A 19,084-nucleotide genomic window follows, 5' to 3' on the forward strand; every position below is an offset into this window, starting at 1 on the left:
GCCTCAAAATGGGGCAGGGGACGGATTCGATGAGCAAAAGGGGGAGAGTTTACATTATTGGCGCGGGACCGGGAGATCCGGGACTGATGACGGTGAAGGGAACGAAATGCCTTGCGGAAGCGGATGTCGTGATCTACGACCATCTGATCAATCCGGGAATCCTTCATCATGCCCGCGAAACCGCTCGTCTGGTGTATGCAGGAAAAGAAGGAGGAAAACATACCCTGTCACAGGAAGAGATCAACGCGAGGCTGGTGTCGGAAGCTCAGCAGGGGCATGTCGTGGCCCGGCTGAAAGGGGGAGATCCCTTCATCTTCGGGCGTGGAGGGGAAGAGGCGGAGGTGCTGGCCCGTGAGGGCATCCCCTTTGAAATCGTCCCCGGTGTGACTTCGGCGATCGCCGTCGCTTCCTATGCGGGCATCCCGCTGACTCATCGCCGCCATACCGCCACCCTGGCCTTTGTCACGGGACACGAAGATCCTTTGAAAGGACAGAGCGAGATCGACTGGAAGGCCCTGGCCGGAATAGGGACTCTTGTTTTTCTCATGGGGGTCCGCAATCTGTCCCGCATTGCGGCCGGCCTGATCGCCCAGGGGAAAAAGCCGGAAACTCCCGCCGCGCTGATCCGCTGGGGAACGACGGCGAATCAGGAAACGCTTGTCGGTACGCTGGAGAATATCGCCGACCTTGCCGAGGCAGCCGGATTTGCGCCGCCGGCCATCCTGGTGGTCGGCGGGGTCGTGGGACTGCGGAAGGAACTGAACTGGTTTGAGACCAGGCCCCTCTTTGGAAAGGGGATCGTGATTACCCGTCCCGAATCCCAGGCGGAATCACTGGCCGCACTTCTTGAGGACGCCGGAGCGCGGGTCATTTCCTTTCCCACCATCCAGATCGTTGCCCCGGAGAGCTGGGAGGGACTGGATTCGGCAATTCGCCGTCTGGAGGATTACGCCTGGCTGATCTTCACCAGCGCCAACGGTGTGCGCTTTTTTCTGGAGCGGCTTTACGTCACGGGAAAAGATGTGCGGGATCTCAAGGGAATACGGCTGTGCACCATCGGGCCCGCCACGGCGGCGGCGCTGGAAAACCGCGGTCTCCGGGTGGATCTGGTTCCGGAAACCTACCTGTCCGAAGGGGTGGTGGCGGCCTTCGAGCGGGTTGCGATTTCAGGGCAGAGGATACTCCTTCCCCGGGCGGAGAAGGCCCGCGATGTCATTCCAGAGGGGCTGACCCGTCAGGGAGCGGTCGTGGATGTCGTTTCGGCATACCGCACGGTGAATTCCGGCCGGGATCGTTCGGAGCTGGTGGAGCTGATTGCCCAGAGGCGGGTCGATGTCCTGACCTTTACGAGCCCATCCACAGTCACCAATTTTCTGGAGATCATGGGGCCGGATTTTCTTCCCCTGCCCGCCGGCATCCGGGTGGCCTGCATCGGACCAGTGACTGCGGCCGCCGCTGAAAAAGCCGGCCTGCCCGTGGATATCCTTCAGGAAATCTACACCATTCCTGGGCTGGTCGAATCGCTCAAGGTCTTTCTGGCAAAGGATAAGCCGCATTGACAGCCTCTTTCTTATATGTTTCCCGTAACAATGTACCTGAAATATAGGGGATGGCAATTCCTGTGAGGAGGGCAACTCATGATGGAAAATTTTCCAAAACCCGTCGTCGTGGTCAGTAAGTGTCTGGGGTTTGATTCCTGTCGATATAACGGGGATATCATTGACGCACCCTTTGTGGACAAGCTGAGGTCCCATGTGACATTTGTCCCGGTGTGTCCCGAGGTGGAGATCGGACTGGGCGTGCCGCGAAAACCTATCCGGATTGTCTCCGATAAAGGCATCACTACCCTGTATCAGCCAGCCACAGGGAAGGACTTTACCGGGACGATGCGGAGCTTTGTCGATGACTTTCTTGGTTCCCTGACCGAAGTGGATGGCTTCCTCCTGAAAAACCGTTCGCCTTCCTGCGGCGTGGGGGATGTCAAGATTCATGCCGGTTTTGACGAAGGAGCCCGGATGTTCCGCGGCAGCGGATTTCTGGGCGGCGCCGTCCTGGAGCGATTTGCCGGTCTTCCCGTAGAGGATGAAGGACGGATCCGTAACTTTACGATCCGGGAGCATTTTTTAACCCGGCTTTTTCTCTTCGCCCGTTTTCGGGAAGTGAAAAAGAGCGGATCCATGAGAGGCCTGGTCGATTTCCATTCCCTTCAGAAACTCCTGCTTATGGGTTACAATCAGGCTCAGATGCGTCTTCTGGGAAAAATCGTGGCGAACCATGAAAAAGCCGATTGGAATACGATGATAACCCGCTACGAGGAACAACTGAAGCGGGCGCTGGCAAATCCCCCGCGTTTTACCGCGATGATCAATGTCCTTCTTCATGCCTTTGGAGGCTTTTCAAACGTACTGGCGAAAGAAGAGAAGGCCTTTTTTCTGGATCTCATCGAAGAGTACCGGGACGAACGGATTCCCTTGAGCGCTCTTCTTCAGGTGCTGCGGGGCTGGTCCATCCGTTTTCGGAACGACTATCTTCTGGGGCAGACCTTCCTTCAGCCTTATCCCGGTCAATTATCCAAAATTACAGATTCTGGAAAAGGGCGAGAGCCGTAATGCCTTTGCCATCGGGATCCCGCACTTCGAATGCCGATTCCTCTTCTTCCATTATGCAGGGAGTATTAAAGACTTTGCCGCCGGGGGGGCTGGGCGCTCCTGCCACGTTTCTGGCGGGGGCAACCTTCGCAATGCTTGCAGTGATCGGGTTGCTCGTCTGCCGATAGAAGCCTTCATCCTGATTTTCTTGAACCCCTTTGGCAAAAGGAAGAATTCGAGAAACAAGTCCCGGCGATTTTCCTCCAGCTGATCATCTGTTTGACACGCCGCCTTGATAAGTCTATTTATATCATTATGTATTCATTTTGGAGACAAGGTCATTGAAAAAATGTGCAGAGCCACCACTTGGGCGATTGTCCCGGACAGGTTCAGACACTGGATCGTTATATTGAGGATGAATAGTCATGAATGCATCGGTCTCGACAGCCTGGTTGTCGTTTATGCTCTGTGTGATCCTCATCGGGGTTGCCGGTTCGCGTCTTTCGCGCTACGGCGACGTGATTGCCCACAAAACCGGGATGGGAGGCACCTGGGTCGGGTTGATTCTGCTGGCGGCTGTCACATCGCTGCCTGAATTGATCACCGGTGTCAGCTCGGTCACGCTGGCAGACACACCTGATATCGCGGTGGGCAATATTTTGGGCAGTTGCATTGCCAATCTCACCCAGATTGCCGTTCTCGATTTTTTGATCCGAGGCGCGTCCGTTTACAGCCGAGTGAGTCGAGGACATATCCTTTCTGCGGGATTCAGTATCATTCTCATCGGGATTATCGGCTTCAGCCTGCTGATCGGCGCCAATGGCTGGTCGATATCCCTGGGACATATCGGGATCTACTCACCGGTCATTGTCGTGCTCTACTTCGTTGCCGTGCGTTCCGTGTTTCGCTATGAGAAGGCGCAACAGGGGAACCCTGCGGAAGAGGAGGATCCTTATCCCGGTTTTCTGCTCCGCAAGGCCGTTGTTCTTTATGTCCTGGCCTCGTTGGTTGTGGTCGCCGCGGGTGTATGGCTGCCTTTTGTCGGGGTGAATCTTGCCCATGTCATGGGGTGGAGGCAGAGTTTCGTCGGCACGCTATTTGTTTCGCTGATAACTACAATTCCGGAAGCGACAGTGACCATCTCATGCTGGCGTCTGGGCGCCTTCGATATGGCCATCAGCAACCTGCTGGGCAGCAATCTGTTCGATATTACGATTCTGGCTGTCGACGATCTCTTTTTCTTAAAGGGGCCGTTGCTTTTCCGTGCGTCAACATTGCATGCGGTCTCGGTTCTCTCCGCCGTCATGATGAATGGCGCCTTGATCATCGCTCTACTTTGCCGCCCCCAGGTGCGCCTTTTTAAAACCGTGGGCTGGACCAGTCTCTTTCTGTTTTCTCTCTATCTCCTCAACTCACTTGTCCTTTATCTCTATGGAAAATAAGCATGGCAGGAAAAGGGGATGACCATGGGTGAGCGATTTGTCAGCGAGGTCATCTCCCCTGTCGTTTCCACGTGTGACACGTCCCGCATGGCCATCGGGGAGCCCGGACTTCCCCGGGAGTTTCTCTGGCGGGATCGGACCCTCCGGATTGCTGAGGTTCTGCGGACGTGGCGGGAAACCGGGAAGTGCCGTCATGGCAGCCCCGAACGGTATGTCCGCAAACACTGGTTCGAGGTGATCACGACGGCTAATGACATTATGAACATCTATTTCGAAAGACAGTCCCATCGTGGAAAGAAGGGGGACCGATGGTGGCTGTTCAGCATCCGGGAAGCAGAGGAAGAGAGGAAGGAGGATTCTTTTCATCCTTGACAAAAGCAATTTATTTTTAGATAGATTGCGCTTGCCGATAAATAAAACCGCCAGCATCTTTCCTGTTGTGTTGCCTGGTATTTCAGATCACGGTTTCCCGGAACAGGGCACTGCTTAAAGGTTAAGGTCGATCGGTCTGTCCGAAAGACTCAAAAGGCCGGTTTAATAATATAAAGAAGGTTAAAAGATGATTGGTATTTCCAAGCTATACTGCGGGGCGGTGGAGCCCGCGGATGTGCTGCGGTACAACCGGGAATCGAGCCGGCTGCCTTCCCATCTGCTCCAGTTTTCTATGGACAAACGGCCGGTTGTTGTCTGGAACATGACCCGACGGTGCAATCTGAGGTGCATTCATTGCTATTCCAGTTCTCAGAACATCCAGTACAGCGATGAGATGACGACGGCCGAGGCAGAAGAGATGATCGAGGATCTGGCTGCCTTCGGTTGTCCCGTCCTTCTCTTTTCCGGGGGAGAGCCCCTCATGAGGGAAGACCTTCCGGAGCTAGCGCAATACGCCGTATCTCGAGGCATGCGGGCGGTCCTGTCCACCAACGGGACTCTGCTGACCCGGGAAAAGGCGTCCGTTTTCAAAAAAATCGGCCTGTCTTATATCGGCGTCAGTCTGGATGGCCTCCAGGCGACGCATGACCGCTTCCGGGGCGTTGCCGGGGCTTACGAAGCCGCGATGAAAGGCATCCGCATCTGCCGGGAAGAAGGGATCAAGGTAGGGGTGCGCTTTACCATCAATCGAAAAAATGCCGCCGATATTCCCGCCATTTTCGATCTGCTGGAGGCGGAGGATATTCCCCGGGTCTGTTTCTACCATCTGGTCTATTCCGGACGGGGGTCTGCCCTGGTCGCCGAGGATCTGTCTCACGAGGAAACCCGGCGGACCGTCGACCTCATCCTGGACCGGACCCGCGATCTTTTCGAGCGGGGGCTGCCCAAAGAGGTGCTCACCGTCGATAATCATGCCGATGGCCCTTACCTGTACCTCCGGATGCTGAAGGAAGACCCGAGGCGGGCGGCTGAAGTCCTGGAACTGCTGAAGATGAATGAAGGAAACAGCTCCGGCAACGGCATCGGCTGCGTTAGCTGGGACGGCGAAGTGCATCCCGATCAGTTCTGGCGGGGAATATCCCTCGGCAATGTGCGCCGTAGACCCTTCAGCGGGATCTGGACCGATCCGACCAATGACCTGTTGACCCGCCTCAAGGACAAGAAACCTCATCTGCAGGGACGCTGTGCGGCCTGCCGCTGGCTGGACGTCTGCGGCGGAAATTTCCGCGCCCGGGCGGAAGCGGTGACGGGCGACCTCTGGGCTCCGGACCCGGCCTGCTATCTGACGGACAAAGAGATTTCGCCGTCGGTGGATTCCTGACCATAAAAAAGAAAAAACTCCTGAGGATATCTATTGATCAGGGGCGATGAAAAACGGCCTTTGCATGAGACATGCAACCGTAGTTATATATTGAGGAAGTGTGTTTTGATGAAAACGTATCAGGAAAGATCCCAAGCGAGGTGAAAACCCTATGAATTTCCCCGAGTATCGACCCCGGCGACTCCGGAAGAACGATCTTTTCCGGCGGCTCATCCGGGAAACCCGTCTGTCTGTGGATTCCTTCATTTTTCCCCTGTTTGCAACGGTCGGCAAGGGAGTGAAAAAACCCATCGATTCCATGCCGGGTCATTTCCAGCTATCCGTTGAGCTGCTTGTAAAAGAGGTTCAGGAATGTCGGGAACTGGGAATCCCGGCAGTGTTGCTTTTCGGGATTCCGGAGAGGAAGGACGAAGCGGCTTCCGGGGCCTTTGCCCGGGATGGAATTGTGCAGCAGGCTGTCCGGCGGATCAAGGACAAGGTTCCGGATATTCTCGTGGTGACGGATGTCTGCCTCTGCGAATACACAGACCACGGCCACTGCGGGATGATTGAAAAGGGAGAGGTTCACAACGACATGACCCTGGAGGTGCTGGCGGAAACGGCCGTCTCTCATGCGAAGGCGGGGGCGGATATGGTGGCCCCCTCGGCCATGATGGACGGTCAGGTCGGGGCGATCCGCGAAGGGCTGGATGAGGCGGGATTTGAAACGGTTCCCATTCTGGCCTATTCGGCGAAGTATGCCTCCTGCTTTTACGGCCCCTTCCGGGAGGCGGCGGAAAGCGCCTCCCGCTTTGGCGACCGGAAGGCCTATCAGATGGATCCGGCCAACAGTGATGAAGCCGTCCGGGAGATGAACCTGGATGTTCAGGAAGGCGCCGACATCCTCATGGTGAAGCCGGCCCTGCCTTATCTCGATGTCATTCGTCGCGCGAAGGAAGAATTCGATCTGCCCGTTGCGGCCTATAATGTCAGCGGCGAATTCGCCATGATCAAGGCCGCTGCCCGACTGGGCTGGATTGATGAAGAAAAAGCCATGATGGAATCTTTGACGGCCATCCGCCGTGCCGGTGCGGACATCATTCTGACCTATTTCGCTCGGGAAGCGGCGAAAGTTCTCCAGCGATGAACAGTTCTCCGCTCCCTTCAACTCTGCGAATGGTGGCCTGGGAAGTGACCCGGAGCTGCAACCTGTCCTGCATTCACTGCCGGGCCTCGGCGGAGAAAGGTCCCTATGCCGGGGAACTCTCCACCGAAGAGTCGAAAAACCTTCTGGAGGAGATCGCCGCGTTCAGCAGGCCGGTGGTCATCCTGACAGGCGGGGAACCCCTGCTGCGGGAAGATATTTACGAGCTGGCCGCTTACGGAGACGGACTGGGATTGCGAATGGTGCTGGCGACGAACGGCACCCTTGTCACGGAAGGGATCGCCCGGCGGATGCGGGAGTCGGGAATCCAACGGGTCAGCATCAGTCTGGACGGGCCGGATGCGGAAAGTCACGATGCCTTTCGGCAGATGTCCGGGGCTTTTGCCGGTGCAATGACGGGGATTGCCGCCTTAAAAAAAGCGGGAATGGAATTTCAGGTCAATACGACGATCACCAGCACCAACAGGCATCAGCTTTCCGCCATGATGGATCTGGCCGTTCGCCTTGGGGCCGCGGCCCATCATATCTTCCTGCTGGTGCCCACCGGACGGGGACGGGATCTGGCGAATCAGGCCATCAGCGCGCAGGATTACGAAGACACTCTGCAGGCCTTTCATTCGGCGAGCCTGACCTGTCCGATTCCCCTGAAGGCCACCTGTGCGCCGCACTATTACCGCATCCTGCATCAGAAGGGCTCCGCCGGGAAAAGACCTTCCACTGAAGGGCACGGGACTCTGCATGCCGTGACCCGGGGATGTCTGGGAGGAATTTCCTTCTGCTTTATTTCTCATACCGGTCAGGTGCAGCCCTGTGGCTATCTGGAACTGAATTGCGGGAATATTCGAAAAGCCGGTTTTGAAATGATCTGGAAGAATGCCGCCGTTTTTCAGAAATTGAGGAATCCAGAGGCATTCTCGGGGAAATGCGGCCACTGTGAATTCTTCCGGGTATGCGGGGGCTGCCGCGCCCGAGCGTATGAGCTGACGGGCGATTATCTGGCGGAAGAGCCGTTCTGCATTTACGAACCGGCGAGGAAGGCGGCCGCCTTGCCATCCCGAGGGGAAACGGAACCGGGGAGTCCCGAATAGGCCGGACAGGTAAACATGGACGGGATCGATAAAAGAATTCTGAATATGCTTCAGACGGAATTTCCCGTGACGCCGGAGCCGTTCAGGGCGGTTGCGGAAAGGTTGGGGATTTCTGAAGGCGAAGCGCTGACGCGCATTGCTAGGCTGAAGGACGAAGGGATAATCCGGCGGATCGGCGCTGTGCTGGACAGCGGCAAACTGGGCTTTGTCAGCCGTCTCTGTGCCGCCTCCGTTCCCGGGGAGCAGGTTGACTCCTTTGTCGAGTGCGTCAATGCCCTTGAAGGCGTAACACACAATTATGGAAGGAATCACGCCTGTAATATCTGGTTCACTCTGATCGCCTCTTCGGAGGAAGATCTGGAGAAGACGATTGCGCGCCTTTCGGAAGACACGGGAATCGGCCCTGTTCAGATGTTCCGGGCGGTTCGGACATTCAAGATCGACGCCCGGTTTCTCCTTGATGAAAACCTGCCTGAAGATCGGAAATGATCGGTTGGAGGGTGCGTTTCGAGATGGAATCGGAGAGAGAAAAGGGAGTTGATTCCAGGCGTTTAAAAGAGGGGGGGAGTTTTTGTAGAACCTTGAAAAAACTTCGTTTGACAGCCGTCCTGGTTTTTGCGCTGCTGAGTTTTTCCTTTACGGGTTTCGTTTCTCAGGCCAATGCGGGGGAAAAGCGAATCCGGATTCTGTATGTCAATGATTTCCATGGCTTTTCACAACCTTACCGCCCCTATGGCATGGATGACCAGTGGGGTGGTGCGGCCTTTCTCGATACGAAGATCCGGGCGCTGCGTGCCGATCCTTCCATTCCGACTCTGCTGCTGGCCGCCGGAGACATGATTCAGGGAAACAACTGGGCCAATCTTTTTCAGGGAAGGTCGGTCATCGAACTGATGAATCTCATGGCCTTCGATGCCATGGTGATGGGCAATCACGAGTTGGATTTCGGCCAGGACGTTCTGAAACAGCGGATCAGAGAAGCGGCATTTCCTGTTCTGGCAGCCAATGTTCTGGGGCTCCCGGAACTGAAGCCTTACATGATCAAGGAACTCGACGGGATTAAGGTAGCAGTGATCGGCCTGGTGACGGAGCATACACCCACGTGCACCCACCCGGCGAATGCCGTGGGACTGACCTTTCTTTCCCCGATAAAAGTTCTGAAGACTTATCTTCCGGAGCTGCGGCGTACCGCTGACGTGGTGATCGTTCTGAGCCATCTCGGCCATGACGTGGATCGGTTTCTTGCGGGACAGGTGTCCGGAGTGGATGCCATAATCGGTGGACATTCCCACACACGGGTGGCAAAGCCTCCCTGCATCGGCAATACGCTGGTCCTCCAGGCCTGGGAGCACGGCAGGGCGCTGGGCGTTCTGGATTTAACCGTGGAAGAGGGGCGGGTCACGGATTCCAGTTCCCGCCTGATAGATGTGAAGCCGGAGGATGGAGCTGCCGGTGAGTCTGTGGCTGAGCTTGTCCAACGGTATCAGCAGCGGATGGATGCGGTGTTGGATTCGGTTGTCGGCCGGACCCGGGTCAGTCTCAACGGGGCTGAAGTGCGGTTTCGGGAAACCAATTTTGGCAATCTTGTGGCCGACGTTGTCCGGCGGACTGCGGGGGCGGAGGTTGCTCTGATCAATGGGGGGACGATTCGCGCGAGCATTCGGAAAGGGCCCGTCCGGCTGAAGGAACTCTATTCCGCCCTGCCGTTCAACAATTACGTAGTGGCGTTCCGGCTGCGTGGGGACCAGCTTCGAGCCGCACTGGAGCATGGCCTTGCCCGGGTTGAATTTCGCGATGGCGCCTTTCCGCAGATATCGGGAATGACCCTGACCTATGACCCGTCAGCACCGGCAGGGCGGCGGATAAAGACGCTTTTCGTGGGCGGGCAGGCGCTGGAGGCGGGAAGAGAGTATACCGTGGCGACGAATGATTTTCTGGCGGCGGGTGGCGATGGATATAAGGCTTTTGCGGAAGTCATTCATGCTGAAGACCTCGTTGAACCGTCTGCTGCAGGCCGGCCGGGAGCGAAGCTCGTATTCAATGATGCCGGTCGCTGGCTGCGGGATCTTGTGGCCGACACGCTCCGGACGCAGGGTGAAATCCACCCGGTTCGCGAAAACCGCATCGTGGAGATTTTTCATCCTTGAAGATTTATGTCTGCAATCAACCCGTGTTTGTCGCCGCGGGCATGACCGTCCGTCACGCCCTGCTGGCGGCGGGATGCCGGGAAAAGCCGGAGGAACTTCTTGTCCGGGATGAATGGGGAAATGAAGTCGGCCTGGACGGCGCACTCCATGACGGTCAGCAGCTCTTTGTAACAAAAAAAAGTCAAACGGATGTTCGGCCGCGGTCTCTGTGACGATTCTTCCCATCTTCAATCTGATCCTCGTTTTCCTCTTGTTTCCGTTCCATGCCGCAGCGTGTTCCCTTTGGGTTTTTTATTCTCACCTTTTCGGCTGTCCTGTGCACGCCTGCGACGACTCTGACTGACCGCCTCAATATCATTTCCGGTTTGGAATGGGAGTGAGATCTCAATTTTCCGGACCTGCAGGCGAAAGAAATAAATCAGGTTGTCGATTGATAAAAAAAAGGGATCTCTTTTCTTAATCCAGAAATCTTAACCCAAACGGGTTGCTCAGGGTAGATTAAGAAGAGAGTCCTGTGTTATGTTGAACGAAAATTTCAGGAGACTGAACAATACCGAATCTCATGTCAACAGGCGACAATACGGAAAACAGCGAAAAGAGTACGATTTATCTGGTCGACGGCAGCAATTATCTGTACCGGGCCTTTTATGCGATCCGGGAACTTTCCAATTCCAGGGGGCTTCCCACCAATGCCGTCTACGGATTCACCAATATGCTGATCAAGCTTCTCCGGGAGCGGAAACCGGAATACATTGCCATCACCTTTGATCTAAAGGGGCCGACCTTCCGGCATGAGACTTACGCGCAATACAAAGCCACCCGGAAAGCGACCCCCGAGGCCCTGATTCCCCAGATCCCCTATATAAAGGACATCATCCGCGGTTTTTCCATCCCGATTCTTGAACAGCAGGGGACGGAAGCCGATGATATCATCGGCACCCTGGCCTGCCGTTTTGCCGGGGAAGGCCTAAAGGTCATCATCGTCTCCGGCGACAAGGACATGCTGCAGCTTCTTTCCCCCGATGTCATCATGATCGATACGATGAACGACCGGACCTATGATGTCGCGGCCGTGAGGGAGCGTTTCGGCGTGGATCCGGAGAAGGTGCCCGAGATCCTGGGACTGACGGGGGATATGTCGGATAACATTCCCGGCATTCCAGGCATTGGTCCGAAGGGTGCCTTGCGGCTCGTTGAAGAGTACGGCTCGATCGAAGAGATTCTGCGGAATGTGGAACGCCTGAGGAATCCGAAACTCCGGGACAGTGTCCGGGTTTACGGTGAACAGGCCCTGCTGAGCCGCGATCTGGCCCGGATCCGCACCGGTATCCCGCTGACCTTTGATCTGGAAGAGGCCCGCCTCCAGGAACCGGATCGAGAGGTTCTGACTCGACTGTTCCGGGAACTGGAATTTTCCTCCCTGCTTCAGGAATTCAGCGTCGTTGAAGATTGCGGCGACAATTCCCATACACTGCTGCGAACACCGGAGGCTGTGGCGGCTTTCATGGAACCGCTGAAAGAGGGGGGATTTCTGGTCCTGGAAATGGTGCTTTCCTCGAGTGAACCAATGCGGGCGGAACTGATTGGAGTGGCCCTTGGACTGGATTCCGGGAACGCCGGTTATATACCTCTGGAACCTGGCGCAGCGGAAAAGAGCGCTTCAAGTCTTTCGGAAGAGCAGGTTTTTCCCGTCCTTTTTCCATTTCTAGCGGATAAAAAAATCGCCCTTGTCGGTCATGATCTCAAAACGGTTCTGATCGTCCTATCCCAAAAAGGGGTGAAGGTGCAGAATCCCCTCCTGGATACGATGGTGGCGGCCTACATCCTCAATCCTGCGCGGCGCGGGTATGAACTCTCCGAGATTGTGCAGGATTATCTGCACCGGCAGGTGGAGCCGTTGCGGAAAAAACTGGTCGGCGGGAGCTCGCCAAAACAGTCTCCTGCGTCCTTTCCGCCTGAACGTCTGCGGGATTTTGCCTGCCGGCGGGTGGAAGCTATTGGGGAGCTGGCTTCGACTCTGATTGAAAAAATGGAAGAGACGGGCCTCCGGGAACTGTTCGATTCGGTGGAGATGCCGCTGGTGGCGGTGCTGGCCGCCATGGAAGAAAAAGGGGTTCTCCTGGATTTGCATCTGCTGAAGGAGATGTCTCAGGAACTGGGTCACCTTCTTTCTCTTTCGGAGGCGAAAATTTATGCCCTGGCGGGGGAGCGCTTCAATATCGCGTCTCCCAAGCAGCTCCAGACCATCCTTTTTGAAAAGCTTAATCTGCCCAAGGGGAAAAAGACGAAGGGAGGATATTCTACGGATGTGGAGGTGTTGAGCAATCTTGCCCTGAACCATGAACTGCCGGCCGAGATCCTTGCCTACCGGAGCATGGCCAAGTTGAAATCCACGTATATCGATGCCCTGCCTTCCCTGATCAACATCCGGACAGGACGGATTCACACCTCTTATAACCAGACGGTGGCAGCAACAGGTCGCCTCTCCAGCAGCAATCCCAATCTCCAGAACATCCCGATCCGCACCCTGGAGGGGAAGCGCATCCGGCAGGCTTTTATTGCCCCGCCAGGATGGGCGATCGTCTCCGCCGATTACTCTCAGATTGAATTGCGCGTGCTGGCCCATCTCTCCGAAGATCCGGTCCTGATTAATGCCTTTGCAGCCGGTGAAGACATCCACAGCCGGACGGCCGCCGATGTTTTCGGCGTGTTCCCGGAAATGATCAACGCGGAGATGCGCCGTCAGGCGAAGGTCATCAATTTCGGCGTGCTTTATGGGATGAGCGCCTTTGGCCTGTCCCGGGAACTGGGGATTCCCCAGAAGCAGGCCCAGGCTTATATCGATGGATATTTTAAAAAGTACGAAAGCGTCAAAACCTATCTCGACGGCATCCTCCAACAGGCCAGGGAACGGGGCTATGTAACCACACTCCTTAACCGCCGCCGTTATCTTCCGGAAATCAACAGCGTCAATCCCGCGGTGCGTCAGCTGGCCGAGCGCATGGCCATCAATGCGCCCATTCAGGGGACAGCGGCTGATCTCATCAAGATGGCCATGCTCAGGATCGCAGACCTCATCAGGGAAAAGGGGATGAAGTCTGCCATGACGATGCAGGTTCATGATGAACTGGTCTTTGAAGTGCCGCAGGAAGAAAAGATAGCGCTCATGAACCTGGTCCGGCAGGAGATGGAAGGGGTTGTCGAACTCAAGGTCCCCCTCAAAGTGGATATCGCCTCCGGACGAAACTGGGATGAGGCTCACAGTTAAAAAATCCCCTCGGCAGGCGGGAACCCGGTAAAATGATGTAAAGAAGGAGTATCAAGAGAATGAAAAAATTAGCGATTTTATTTTCCATTTTACTTACGGTCTTTTTTATCCAGCCCTCTGAACTCATGGCTCGGAAAGCACCAAAGAAGAAAACGCCGGAGGTTAAAGCCGCAGTCGGGAAATCCGTCTCCAAGAAGAGAGTCGCCCGGAAAAGTCCCAGAAACACGGCTCCCGAGATCAAGTCCTCCATCCTGATGGACATGACCGACAGGCGGGTCCTTTACGAGCAGAATGCAGACCAGCCTATTCAACCGGCGTCTTTGACTAAAGTGCTTTCTCTGTACCTGACTTACGAGGCCATGGCTCAGGGCAGGGTTCGCTGGCTGGATTCCGTGGTTGTCAGTCAAGCGGCCCGGCAGGCGGATGGATCACGGATGTATATAGAAGCAGGGGAGAGGGTTCCTCTGGAAACCCTGATTAAGGGAATGACGGTCATCTCGGCGAATGATGCCTCCGTGGCCGTAGCTGAGCATGTCGCGGGCAATGTGGACCGCTTTGTCGAAAGGATGAACCGCAAGGCCGGTGAACTGGGAATGACGCACAGCGTCTTCCGGACTCCCAACGGCCTGCCTGCGGAAGGGCAATATACCACGGCAAGGGATATGATGATTCTGGCCGATGCCTATCTTCGACGCTTTCCTGGTTCGCTGGCCCTTCATTCCATGCAGTATTACACCTATAAAAAAATCACCCAGCACAACTGCAATGCCCTTCTGAAAAAATATCCCGATGTGGATGGGCTGAAAAGCGGTTTTGTGAGGGCTTCCGGATACAATCTTATTGCCACGGCAAGGCGGGGCAATACCCGCCTTATCGCTGTTGTCATGGGAGCGAGGACTCCTGAAATCCGGGTGCGGGAAACCCGCAGGCTTCTGGATGCCGGATTTCAGATGCTTCAGGCAAGCCGCACTGGCGTTTCCTTGAAATCCTGAGGGCCTGCGCGGCTGTATGCTGCGAAAAAAGCCTTTAGTGCGCTGTGCGGTAATAGAACGTTATTTGTGCTATTACAGCACAGTATATATTATGTTGATAATAAAGAAAAAAAACAAATAACCCCAATTCTGTTTTAAGCCAGAAAGCAGATTCCGCACTTGTTTTTTATCTGACGAGTTCGATCGAAGAACTCTTTCCCGTTTTTCTTGGATATTTCTCAGGGATTGTTAATCCGGTTATATTTCTTATCTTATTGATTATAAAGATTTATTTTATTTCTATGGCTATGATGCAAAAATCTCATCGAGATTGGGATGATATTGGTATTCATCTTGCTGAATACAAAAAATGAAAAGTGGCACGTTCCTTATACAGATCGCGTTTAGTCGTTTGTGGATTGTTAACGTTGAAAAGGCTGAAAGCTAATGCGGAATGAATTCAGATGCTGGTTGCAGATTCGCGTCTCATGGGTAAGGAGGACATAAAGGAACAACCGCATAATAGAGAAAATCGGGGTGATCTTTTCAGTGATCAGGATCAGCCCGGCGTCCTTAGTGAGTATGAGTTTTTTCTTCCGGAAATCGATTTGTCCAAGGAAAAGCCTCTGAAGGAGATATCTTCCGGACAAAAAGAGAAGGGTGATGATCTTGAATGCGAGATGATTGGTTTTTTTGTACCTGATTAGTGTTTGTTTTTTGGTTTGTTTTAATTGAGCGGTGGATGGTTGTTTTCTCCCCTCCTTTCCCCATTCACTGCTCATTTGCTCATGATCTGAGAGTGGATCTTTAACGGCGATTCCTTTCAGTCAGCATAGTGGTGGATGGTTTTTGACTCCCTCCTTTTCCATCCACCCTTTTTTTTCTTTTAATTTCCATAATATACCATCTCTCCAAACACCCCCTTTCGCTCAAGACTTCTTGACTTCACGCCGGAAAATTTTGTAGATTAACACCTTTAATAAAATCGATTCATTCGGACGCCGTGGATGAGGCGTTCTGCGGGGGTGCTCAAGATGTCCAGTCCGAAGGGTTCAGGGACAGGATCAGATCGTGATCTGTTGGTTTCAGACAACGCGGGGGTGTCGGAAAACCTGGGTCCTGCCAGGTTGTTGAAAGGAGAGGAAACCATTCTTCTTGTCGACGATGAAGACGTCAATATCGAAGTGATGAGCGAAATCCTGGAGATGCTGGGATACCGGGTCTTCTCGGCGGAGAATGGCCAGGAGGCGCTCCGGATCTACCGGGAAAAGTGGAGGGAGATCGATCTGGTTATCCTGGACATGATCATGCCGGATTTGAAGGGGGGAGATGTCTTCGACCTGATGAGAGAAATGAACCCCCGGGCTCGCGTCATTCTCTCTACCGGCTACGGTTGGAAGGGACAGGCCGCGGACATCATGAGCCGGGGTTGCCGGGCCTTTATTAAAAAACCTTTCCATATTGAAGAACTGTCCCGGAAAGTTCGGCAGGTCTTGGACGAGACGGAGTAATAAGGAATTATTCCTTCCGACGCAGGACCAGGGCTGAGCGGGTCGGTAGATAGAGAGTCGCCGTGTGCCGTATGTTGCCGTCCGGAAGGGGCTCCGGTTTCGTGAAGTAAACCTGGCCGGGATGCAGGCGCCCGTGACCGCCGAATTCAACGGCATCGCTGTCCAGAATCAGGTGATATTCCCCGGGTTGCAGATCCACCGGATAGTGGGCCAGGGATTGATGGGGGTGGAAGCAGAACAGGAAAACCAGACCGGCCCGCTGGAAACCCAGAAGCAGGTTGGCCTGATTTTCCAGGATCAGGTATGGTCCAGAGGCGTCAAGCAGACTGTATTCCGCTGCAAGATGCATCATGGCCTTGTCAAATGCCGCCAGAAAACGGTAACGCAGGTTGGTGTCGTCCCGGAGGCGCCACTGGCGGCGGGCATATTTGTATGACCAGTTATTTCCTTCGCGGGGGAAATCGATCCATTCGGGATGGCCGAACTCGTTGCCCATGAAATTCAGGTAGCCGTTGCCTGCGGTGGCCAGGGTAATCAGACGGATCATTTTGTGAAGGGCGATTCCCCGGTCCACCCGAAGATTGGATTCGAAAACGTTCATGTGAGTGTACATTTCCGCATCGATGAGGCGGAAGATCAGTGTTTTGTCTCCCACAATAGCCTGGTCGTGGGATTCCGCGTAACCGATCGTTTTCTCGTCCGCCCTCCGGTTGGTCAGTTCGTAATACAGATGACCTATAGGCCATTGCTCGTCCGGGGTTTCTTTTAAGAGCTTGATCCAGTAATCCGGTACGCCCATGGCAAGCCGGTAATCGAAACCAAAACCGCCCTCCTCGCGAGATGCGGCAAGGCCCGGCATGCCGCTGACATCTTCCGCAATAGTAATGGCATCAGGCCGCAGAGTGTGAATGACTTTGTTGGCCAGGGCAAGATAGGTCAGGGCATCTTCATCCACGTTGTCCCCGAAATAATCGGCGTATTCCGTAAAGGCCTTTCCCAGTCCATGGTCCAGGTAGAGCATGCTGGTCACGCCGTCAAAGCGGAATCCGTCGAAATGATACTCATCCAGCCAGAAGCGGCAGTTCGAGAGGAGAAAATGAAGGACTTCCGGCTTGCCGTAATCAAAGCAGCGGGAATCCCAGGCAATGTGGTCTCCCCTGGGGCCTTCATGGAAATACTGATAGAGGGTTCCGTCGAATCGGCTGATTCCTTCCTGTTCATTTCGGGCGGCATGGGAATGAACGAGATCCATAATGACGGCGAGGCCGGCCTCATGAGCGGCATCGATAAGTTCCTTCAATTCTTCCGGTGTGCCGAATCGGGATGAGGCTGCGAAAAAACTGGACACATGATAGCCCAGGGAACCGTAATAGGGATGCTCCTGAATGGCCATGAGCTGGAGGGTATTGTATCCAGCATCGATGACACGGGGCAGGATATTTTTCCGGAATTCATCATAGGCGCCGACTCTTTCTTCCTCCTGAGCCATGCCGATATGGGCCTCGTAGATCCGGGGCGATTCCGGTGGACGGCGGAAAAAGGGACTGTGCCACGCGTAAGGCTGCTCAGGTTTCCATACCTGCGCGGCGAAGAGGTGCGTGTGCGGATCCTGGACCGTGCGCCGGACATAGGCAGGGATGCGCTCGCCGCTGCCGCCCGGCCAGCGCATCAGGAGTTTGTAAAGCTGTCCTGATTTCAGTTTGTCGGCAGGAATGCGTACTTCCCAGTTTCCGCTTTCCCCTGTTCTATGGAGTGAATAGTCTTTTTCTTCGCGCCAGTCTGTAAAATCACCGATCAGGGAAATCGATGTGGCATTGGGGGCCCATTCGCGAAAGACCCACTCGGCGCCTTCACGGTGAAGACCGAAATATTCATGTCCGGACGCGAAATCTACCAGTTCCATGCGGCCTTCGGTAAGACGCTGTTCCCTGTCGCGGACTTTTTCAAGACGGCGCCGGATTACGGAAAGATAAGGGTACAAATAGGGGTCTTTCATATTGGTCTGCCGCCGCAGGCGCTTAATCGATCGTGGGCGGACCGGAGCATTTCCTCCGTCGTTCGCCAGTCAAGGCAGGGATCGGTTATCGACACCCCGTATTTCATCAGAGAGAGGTTCTTGGGAATCGGTTGATTCCCCTCCTCCAGATTGCTTTCAATCATTATCCCGCAGATGCTTCCCTGACCCGACTCGATCTGCTTAAAAATCTGATCCATCACAGAAGGCTGTTTTTTGTAATCCTTTCCTGAATTGCCATGACTGCAGTCCACCATGATGCTGGGGGGGAGCTGTGCCTGCTTCATCAATTCCACCGTTCTGGAAATATCCTCAGGCATGTAATTCGGTTTTTTCGCGCTGCCCCGGAGAACGATGTGGAGATCGGGGTTGCCCGTTGTCTGGAGAATGGCGGTTTTTCCATCTTTGTCGATGCCGAGAAAACTGTGGGAAACGAGAGCCGATCTGATCGCATCAATGGCGATCTGCAGGTTGCCGTCTGTCCCGTTTTTGAAACCGATGGGGAAGGAAAGCCCGCTGGCCATTTCCCTGTGAGGCTGAGACTCCGTTGTGCGCGCTCCGATTGCTCCCCAGCTCAACAGGTCGGCCAGATATTCGGGGGTGATGGGGTCGAGCATCTCCGTGGCGATGGGCAGTTTTTTTTCCGTAATGGCGCAAAGCAGGCTCCTCGCAATGCCAAGGCCTTTTGATATCTGATGAGTGCCGTCCATGTCCGGATCGTTGATCAATCCTTTCCATCCGATGGTGGTACGGGGTTTTTCAAAATAAACTCGCATGATGATGAAAAGCCGGTCGGAGAGTTGTCTGGAAAGATGGGAAAGTCTTTCGGCATATTCCAGTGCGGCCTTCGGATCGTGAATGGAGCAGGGACCCACGACCACCATGAGGCGCGAATCAAGCCCCCTTAGAATATTGGTGATATGCATTCGACTCAGGGTAACAAACTTCCCCGCCGCATCGGAAACCGGGAAAACCTGTCTCAAGTCCTTCGGGGCAATGACAGGTGTAATTCGTTTTATTTTCAGGTTGTTGGTCTTGATCATCGTTCGTTTTTCAAGGTTGCTGGAAAAGAATCGCTTCTGATATTTTCTTCTTTCTACACTTTCCTGCACAAAATAGTAATCAAAATATTGATGGCAAATGCGGTTTTTATTCTGG

16 protein-coding genes are annotated in these 19,084 nt (G+C 54.6%); 14 read left to right on the top strand and 2 right to left on the bottom strand.

Going from position 1 to position 19,084, the window contains the following annotated elements; genetic code table 11:
- Positions 1–29: 29 nt before the first annotated feature.
- The 14 genes from cobA (at position 30) to SYN_RS02810 (ending at position 15,912) form a co-directional block, all read left to right on the top strand.
- Complete coding sequence (cobA, locus tag SYN_RS02745; RefSeq protein ID WP_041584655.1) at positions 30–1,559, top strand: uroporphyrinogen-III C-methyltransferase; 1,530 nt, start codon at positions 30–32, stop codon at positions 1,557–1,559.
- Positions 1,560–1,637: 78 nt separating this feature from the next.
- The gene (locus SYN_RS02750; protein ID WP_011416488.1) at positions 1,638–2,609 is read left to right on the top strand and encodes a YbgA family protein; all 972 of its coding nucleotides are present in this window, start codon (positions 1,638–1,640) and stop codon (positions 2,607–2,609) included.
- 404 nt (positions 2,610–3,013) lie between these two features.
- On the top strand, positions 3,014–4,030 hold the full coding sequence (locus SYN_RS02755) for a sodium:calcium antiporter (RefSeq protein WP_011416489.1): 1,017 nt from the start codon (positions 3,014–3,016) through the stop codon (positions 4,028–4,030).
- A 24-nt stretch (positions 4,031–4,054) separates the two neighbouring features.
- The gene (locus SYN_RS02760; RefSeq protein WP_202943583.1) at positions 4,055–4,402 is read left to right on the top strand and encodes a DUF6504 family protein; all 348 of its coding nucleotides are present in this window, start codon (positions 4,055–4,057) and stop codon (positions 4,400–4,402) included.
- Between the two features lie 187 nt (positions 4,403–4,589).
- Entirely contained in the window at positions 4,590–5,783 is a 1,194-nt protein-coding gene (ahbC, locus tag SYN_RS02765) for a 12,18-didecarboxysiroheme deacetylase (protein WP_011416491.1), read from the top strand.
- A 151-nt stretch (positions 5,784–5,934) separates the two neighbouring features.
- Positions 5,935–6,909 carry a porphobilinogen synthase gene (gene hemB / locus SYN_RS02770; protein WP_011416492.1) on the top strand — a complete coding sequence of 325 codons (975 nt, stop codon included), beginning with the start codon at positions 5,935–5,937 and terminating at the stop codon, positions 6,907–6,909.
- Positions 6,906–8,015, top strand: a complete 1,110-nt coding sequence (gene ahbD, locus SYN_RS02775) for a heme b synthase (RefSeq protein WP_011416493.1) — start codon at positions 6,906–6,908, stop codon at positions 8,013–8,015. The genes hemB and ahbD overlap by 4 nt, the downstream gene beginning before the upstream one ends.
- A gap of 15 nt (positions 8,016–8,030) precedes the next feature.
- The gene (locus SYN_RS02780) at positions 8,031–8,504 is read left to right on the top strand and encodes a siroheme decarboxylase subunit alpha (protein WP_011416494.1); all 474 of its coding nucleotides are present in this window, start codon (positions 8,031–8,033) and stop codon (positions 8,502–8,504) included.
- A 92-nt stretch (positions 8,505–8,596) separates the two neighbouring features.
- A complete protein-coding gene (locus SYN_RS02785) occupies positions 8,597–10,162 on the top strand; it encodes a bifunctional metallophosphatase/5'-nucleotidase (protein ID WP_158302900.1) in 1,566 nt (521 codons plus the stop codon).
- A complete protein-coding gene (locus SYN_RS02790) occupies positions 10,159–10,374 on the top strand; it encodes a hypothetical protein (protein WP_011416496.1) in 216 nt (71 codons plus the stop codon). The genes SYN_RS02785 and SYN_RS02790 overlap by 4 nt, the downstream gene beginning before the upstream one ends.
- Positions 10,375–10,724: 350 nt before the next feature.
- Positions 10,725–13,430: a DNA polymerase I gene (gene polA, locus SYN_RS02795; protein ID WP_011416497.1), complete on the top strand. Its 2,706-nt coding sequence runs from the start codon at positions 10,725–10,727 to the stop codon at positions 13,428–13,430.
- A gap of 59 nt (positions 13,431–13,489) precedes the next feature.
- Positions 13,490–14,422: a D-alanyl-D-alanine carboxypeptidase family protein gene (locus SYN_RS02800; RefSeq protein ID WP_011416498.1), complete on the top strand. Its 933-nt coding sequence runs from the start codon at positions 13,490–13,492 to the stop codon at positions 14,420–14,422.
- Between the two features lie 443 nt (positions 14,423–14,865).
- Positions 14,866–15,108, top strand: coding sequence for a hypothetical protein (locus tag SYN_RS02805; RefSeq protein ID WP_041584656.1), 243 nt, complete (start codon positions 14,866–14,868; stop codon positions 15,106–15,108).
- Positions 15,109–15,408: 300 nt separating this feature from the next.
- Positions 15,409–15,912: a response regulator gene (locus SYN_RS02810; RefSeq protein ID WP_011416500.1), complete on the top strand. Its 504-nt coding sequence runs from the start codon at positions 15,409–15,411 to the stop codon at positions 15,910–15,912.
- Between the two features lie 7 nt (positions 15,913–15,919).
- Here SYN_RS02810 and SYN_RS02815 read toward each other — a convergent pair whose 3' ends face one another.
- Positions 15,920–17,908 carry an alpha-amylase family glycosyl hydrolase gene (locus tag SYN_RS02815; RefSeq protein ID WP_011416501.1) on the bottom strand — a complete coding sequence of 663 codons (1,989 nt, stop codon included), beginning with the start codon at positions 17,906–17,908 and terminating at the stop codon, positions 15,920–15,922.
- On the bottom strand, positions 17,905–18,969 hold the full coding sequence (locus SYN_RS02820) for a 3-deoxy-7-phosphoheptulonate synthase (RefSeq protein WP_011416502.1): 1,065 nt from the start codon (positions 18,967–18,969) through the stop codon (positions 17,905–17,907). Before SYN_RS02820 ends, SYN_RS02815 begins: the two co-directional genes overlap by 4 nt.
- Between the last annotated feature and the right edge of the window lie 115 nt (positions 18,970–19,084).

Origin of the sequence: Syntrophus aciditrophicus SB, from assembly GCF_000013405.1 — a bacterium.
GTDB classification, from domain to species: Bacteria; Desulfobacterota; Syntrophia; order Syntrophales; family Syntrophaceae; genus Syntrophus; species Syntrophus aciditrophicus.

Bases quoted from the DNA above. Each gene is read 5' to 3' on its own strand.
- SYN_RS02750 (WP_011416488.1), top strand. From the start codon at position 1,638: ATGATGGAAAATTTTCCAAAACCCGTCGTCGTGGTCAGTAAGTGTCTG.
- ahbD (WP_011416493.1), top strand. From the start codon at position 6,906: ATGAACAGTTCTCCGCTCCCTTCAACTCTGCGAATGGTGGCCTGGGAA.
- SYN_RS02780 (WP_011416494.1), top strand. From the start codon at position 8,031: ATGGACGGGATCGATAAAAGAATTCTGAATATGCTTCAGACGGAATTT.
- cobA (WP_041584655.1), top strand. From the start codon at position 30: ATGAGCAAAAGGGGGAGAGTTTACATTATTGGCGCGGGACCGGGAGAT.
- SYN_RS02810 (WP_011416500.1), top strand. From the start codon at position 15,409: ATGAGGCGTTCTGCGGGGGTGCTCAAGATGTCCAGTCCGAAGGGTTCA.
- hemB (WP_011416492.1), top strand. From the start codon at position 5,935: ATGAATTTCCCCGAGTATCGACCCCGGCGACTCCGGAAGAACGATCTT.
- SYN_RS02755 (WP_011416489.1), top strand. From the start codon at position 3,014: ATGAATGCATCGGTCTCGACAGCCTGGTTGTCGTTTATGCTCTGTGTG.
- SYN_RS02760 (WP_202943583.1), top strand. From the start codon at position 4,055: ATGGGTGAGCGATTTGTCAGCGAGGTCATCTCCCCTGTCGTTTCCACG.
- ahbC (WP_011416491.1), top strand. From the start codon at position 4,590: ATGATTGGTATTTCCAAGCTATACTGCGGGGCGGTGGAGCCCGCGGAT.
- SYN_RS02820 (WP_011416502.1), bottom strand. From the start codon at position 18,969: ATGATCAAGACCAACAACCTGAAAATAAAACGAATTACACCTGTCATT.
- SYN_RS02815 (WP_011416501.1), bottom strand. From the start codon at position 17,908: ATGAAAGACCCCTATTTGTACCCTTATCTTTCCGTAATCCGGCGCCGT.
- polA (WP_011416497.1), top strand. From the start codon at position 10,725: ATGTCAACAGGCGACAATACGGAAAACAGCGAAAAGAGTACGATTTAT.
- SYN_RS02800 (WP_011416498.1), top strand. From the start codon at position 13,490: ATGAAAAAATTAGCGATTTTATTTTCCATTTTACTTACGGTCTTTTTT.
- SYN_RS02805 (WP_041584656.1), top strand. From the start codon at position 14,866: ATGCTGGTTGCAGATTCGCGTCTCATGGGTAAGGAGGACATAAAGGAA.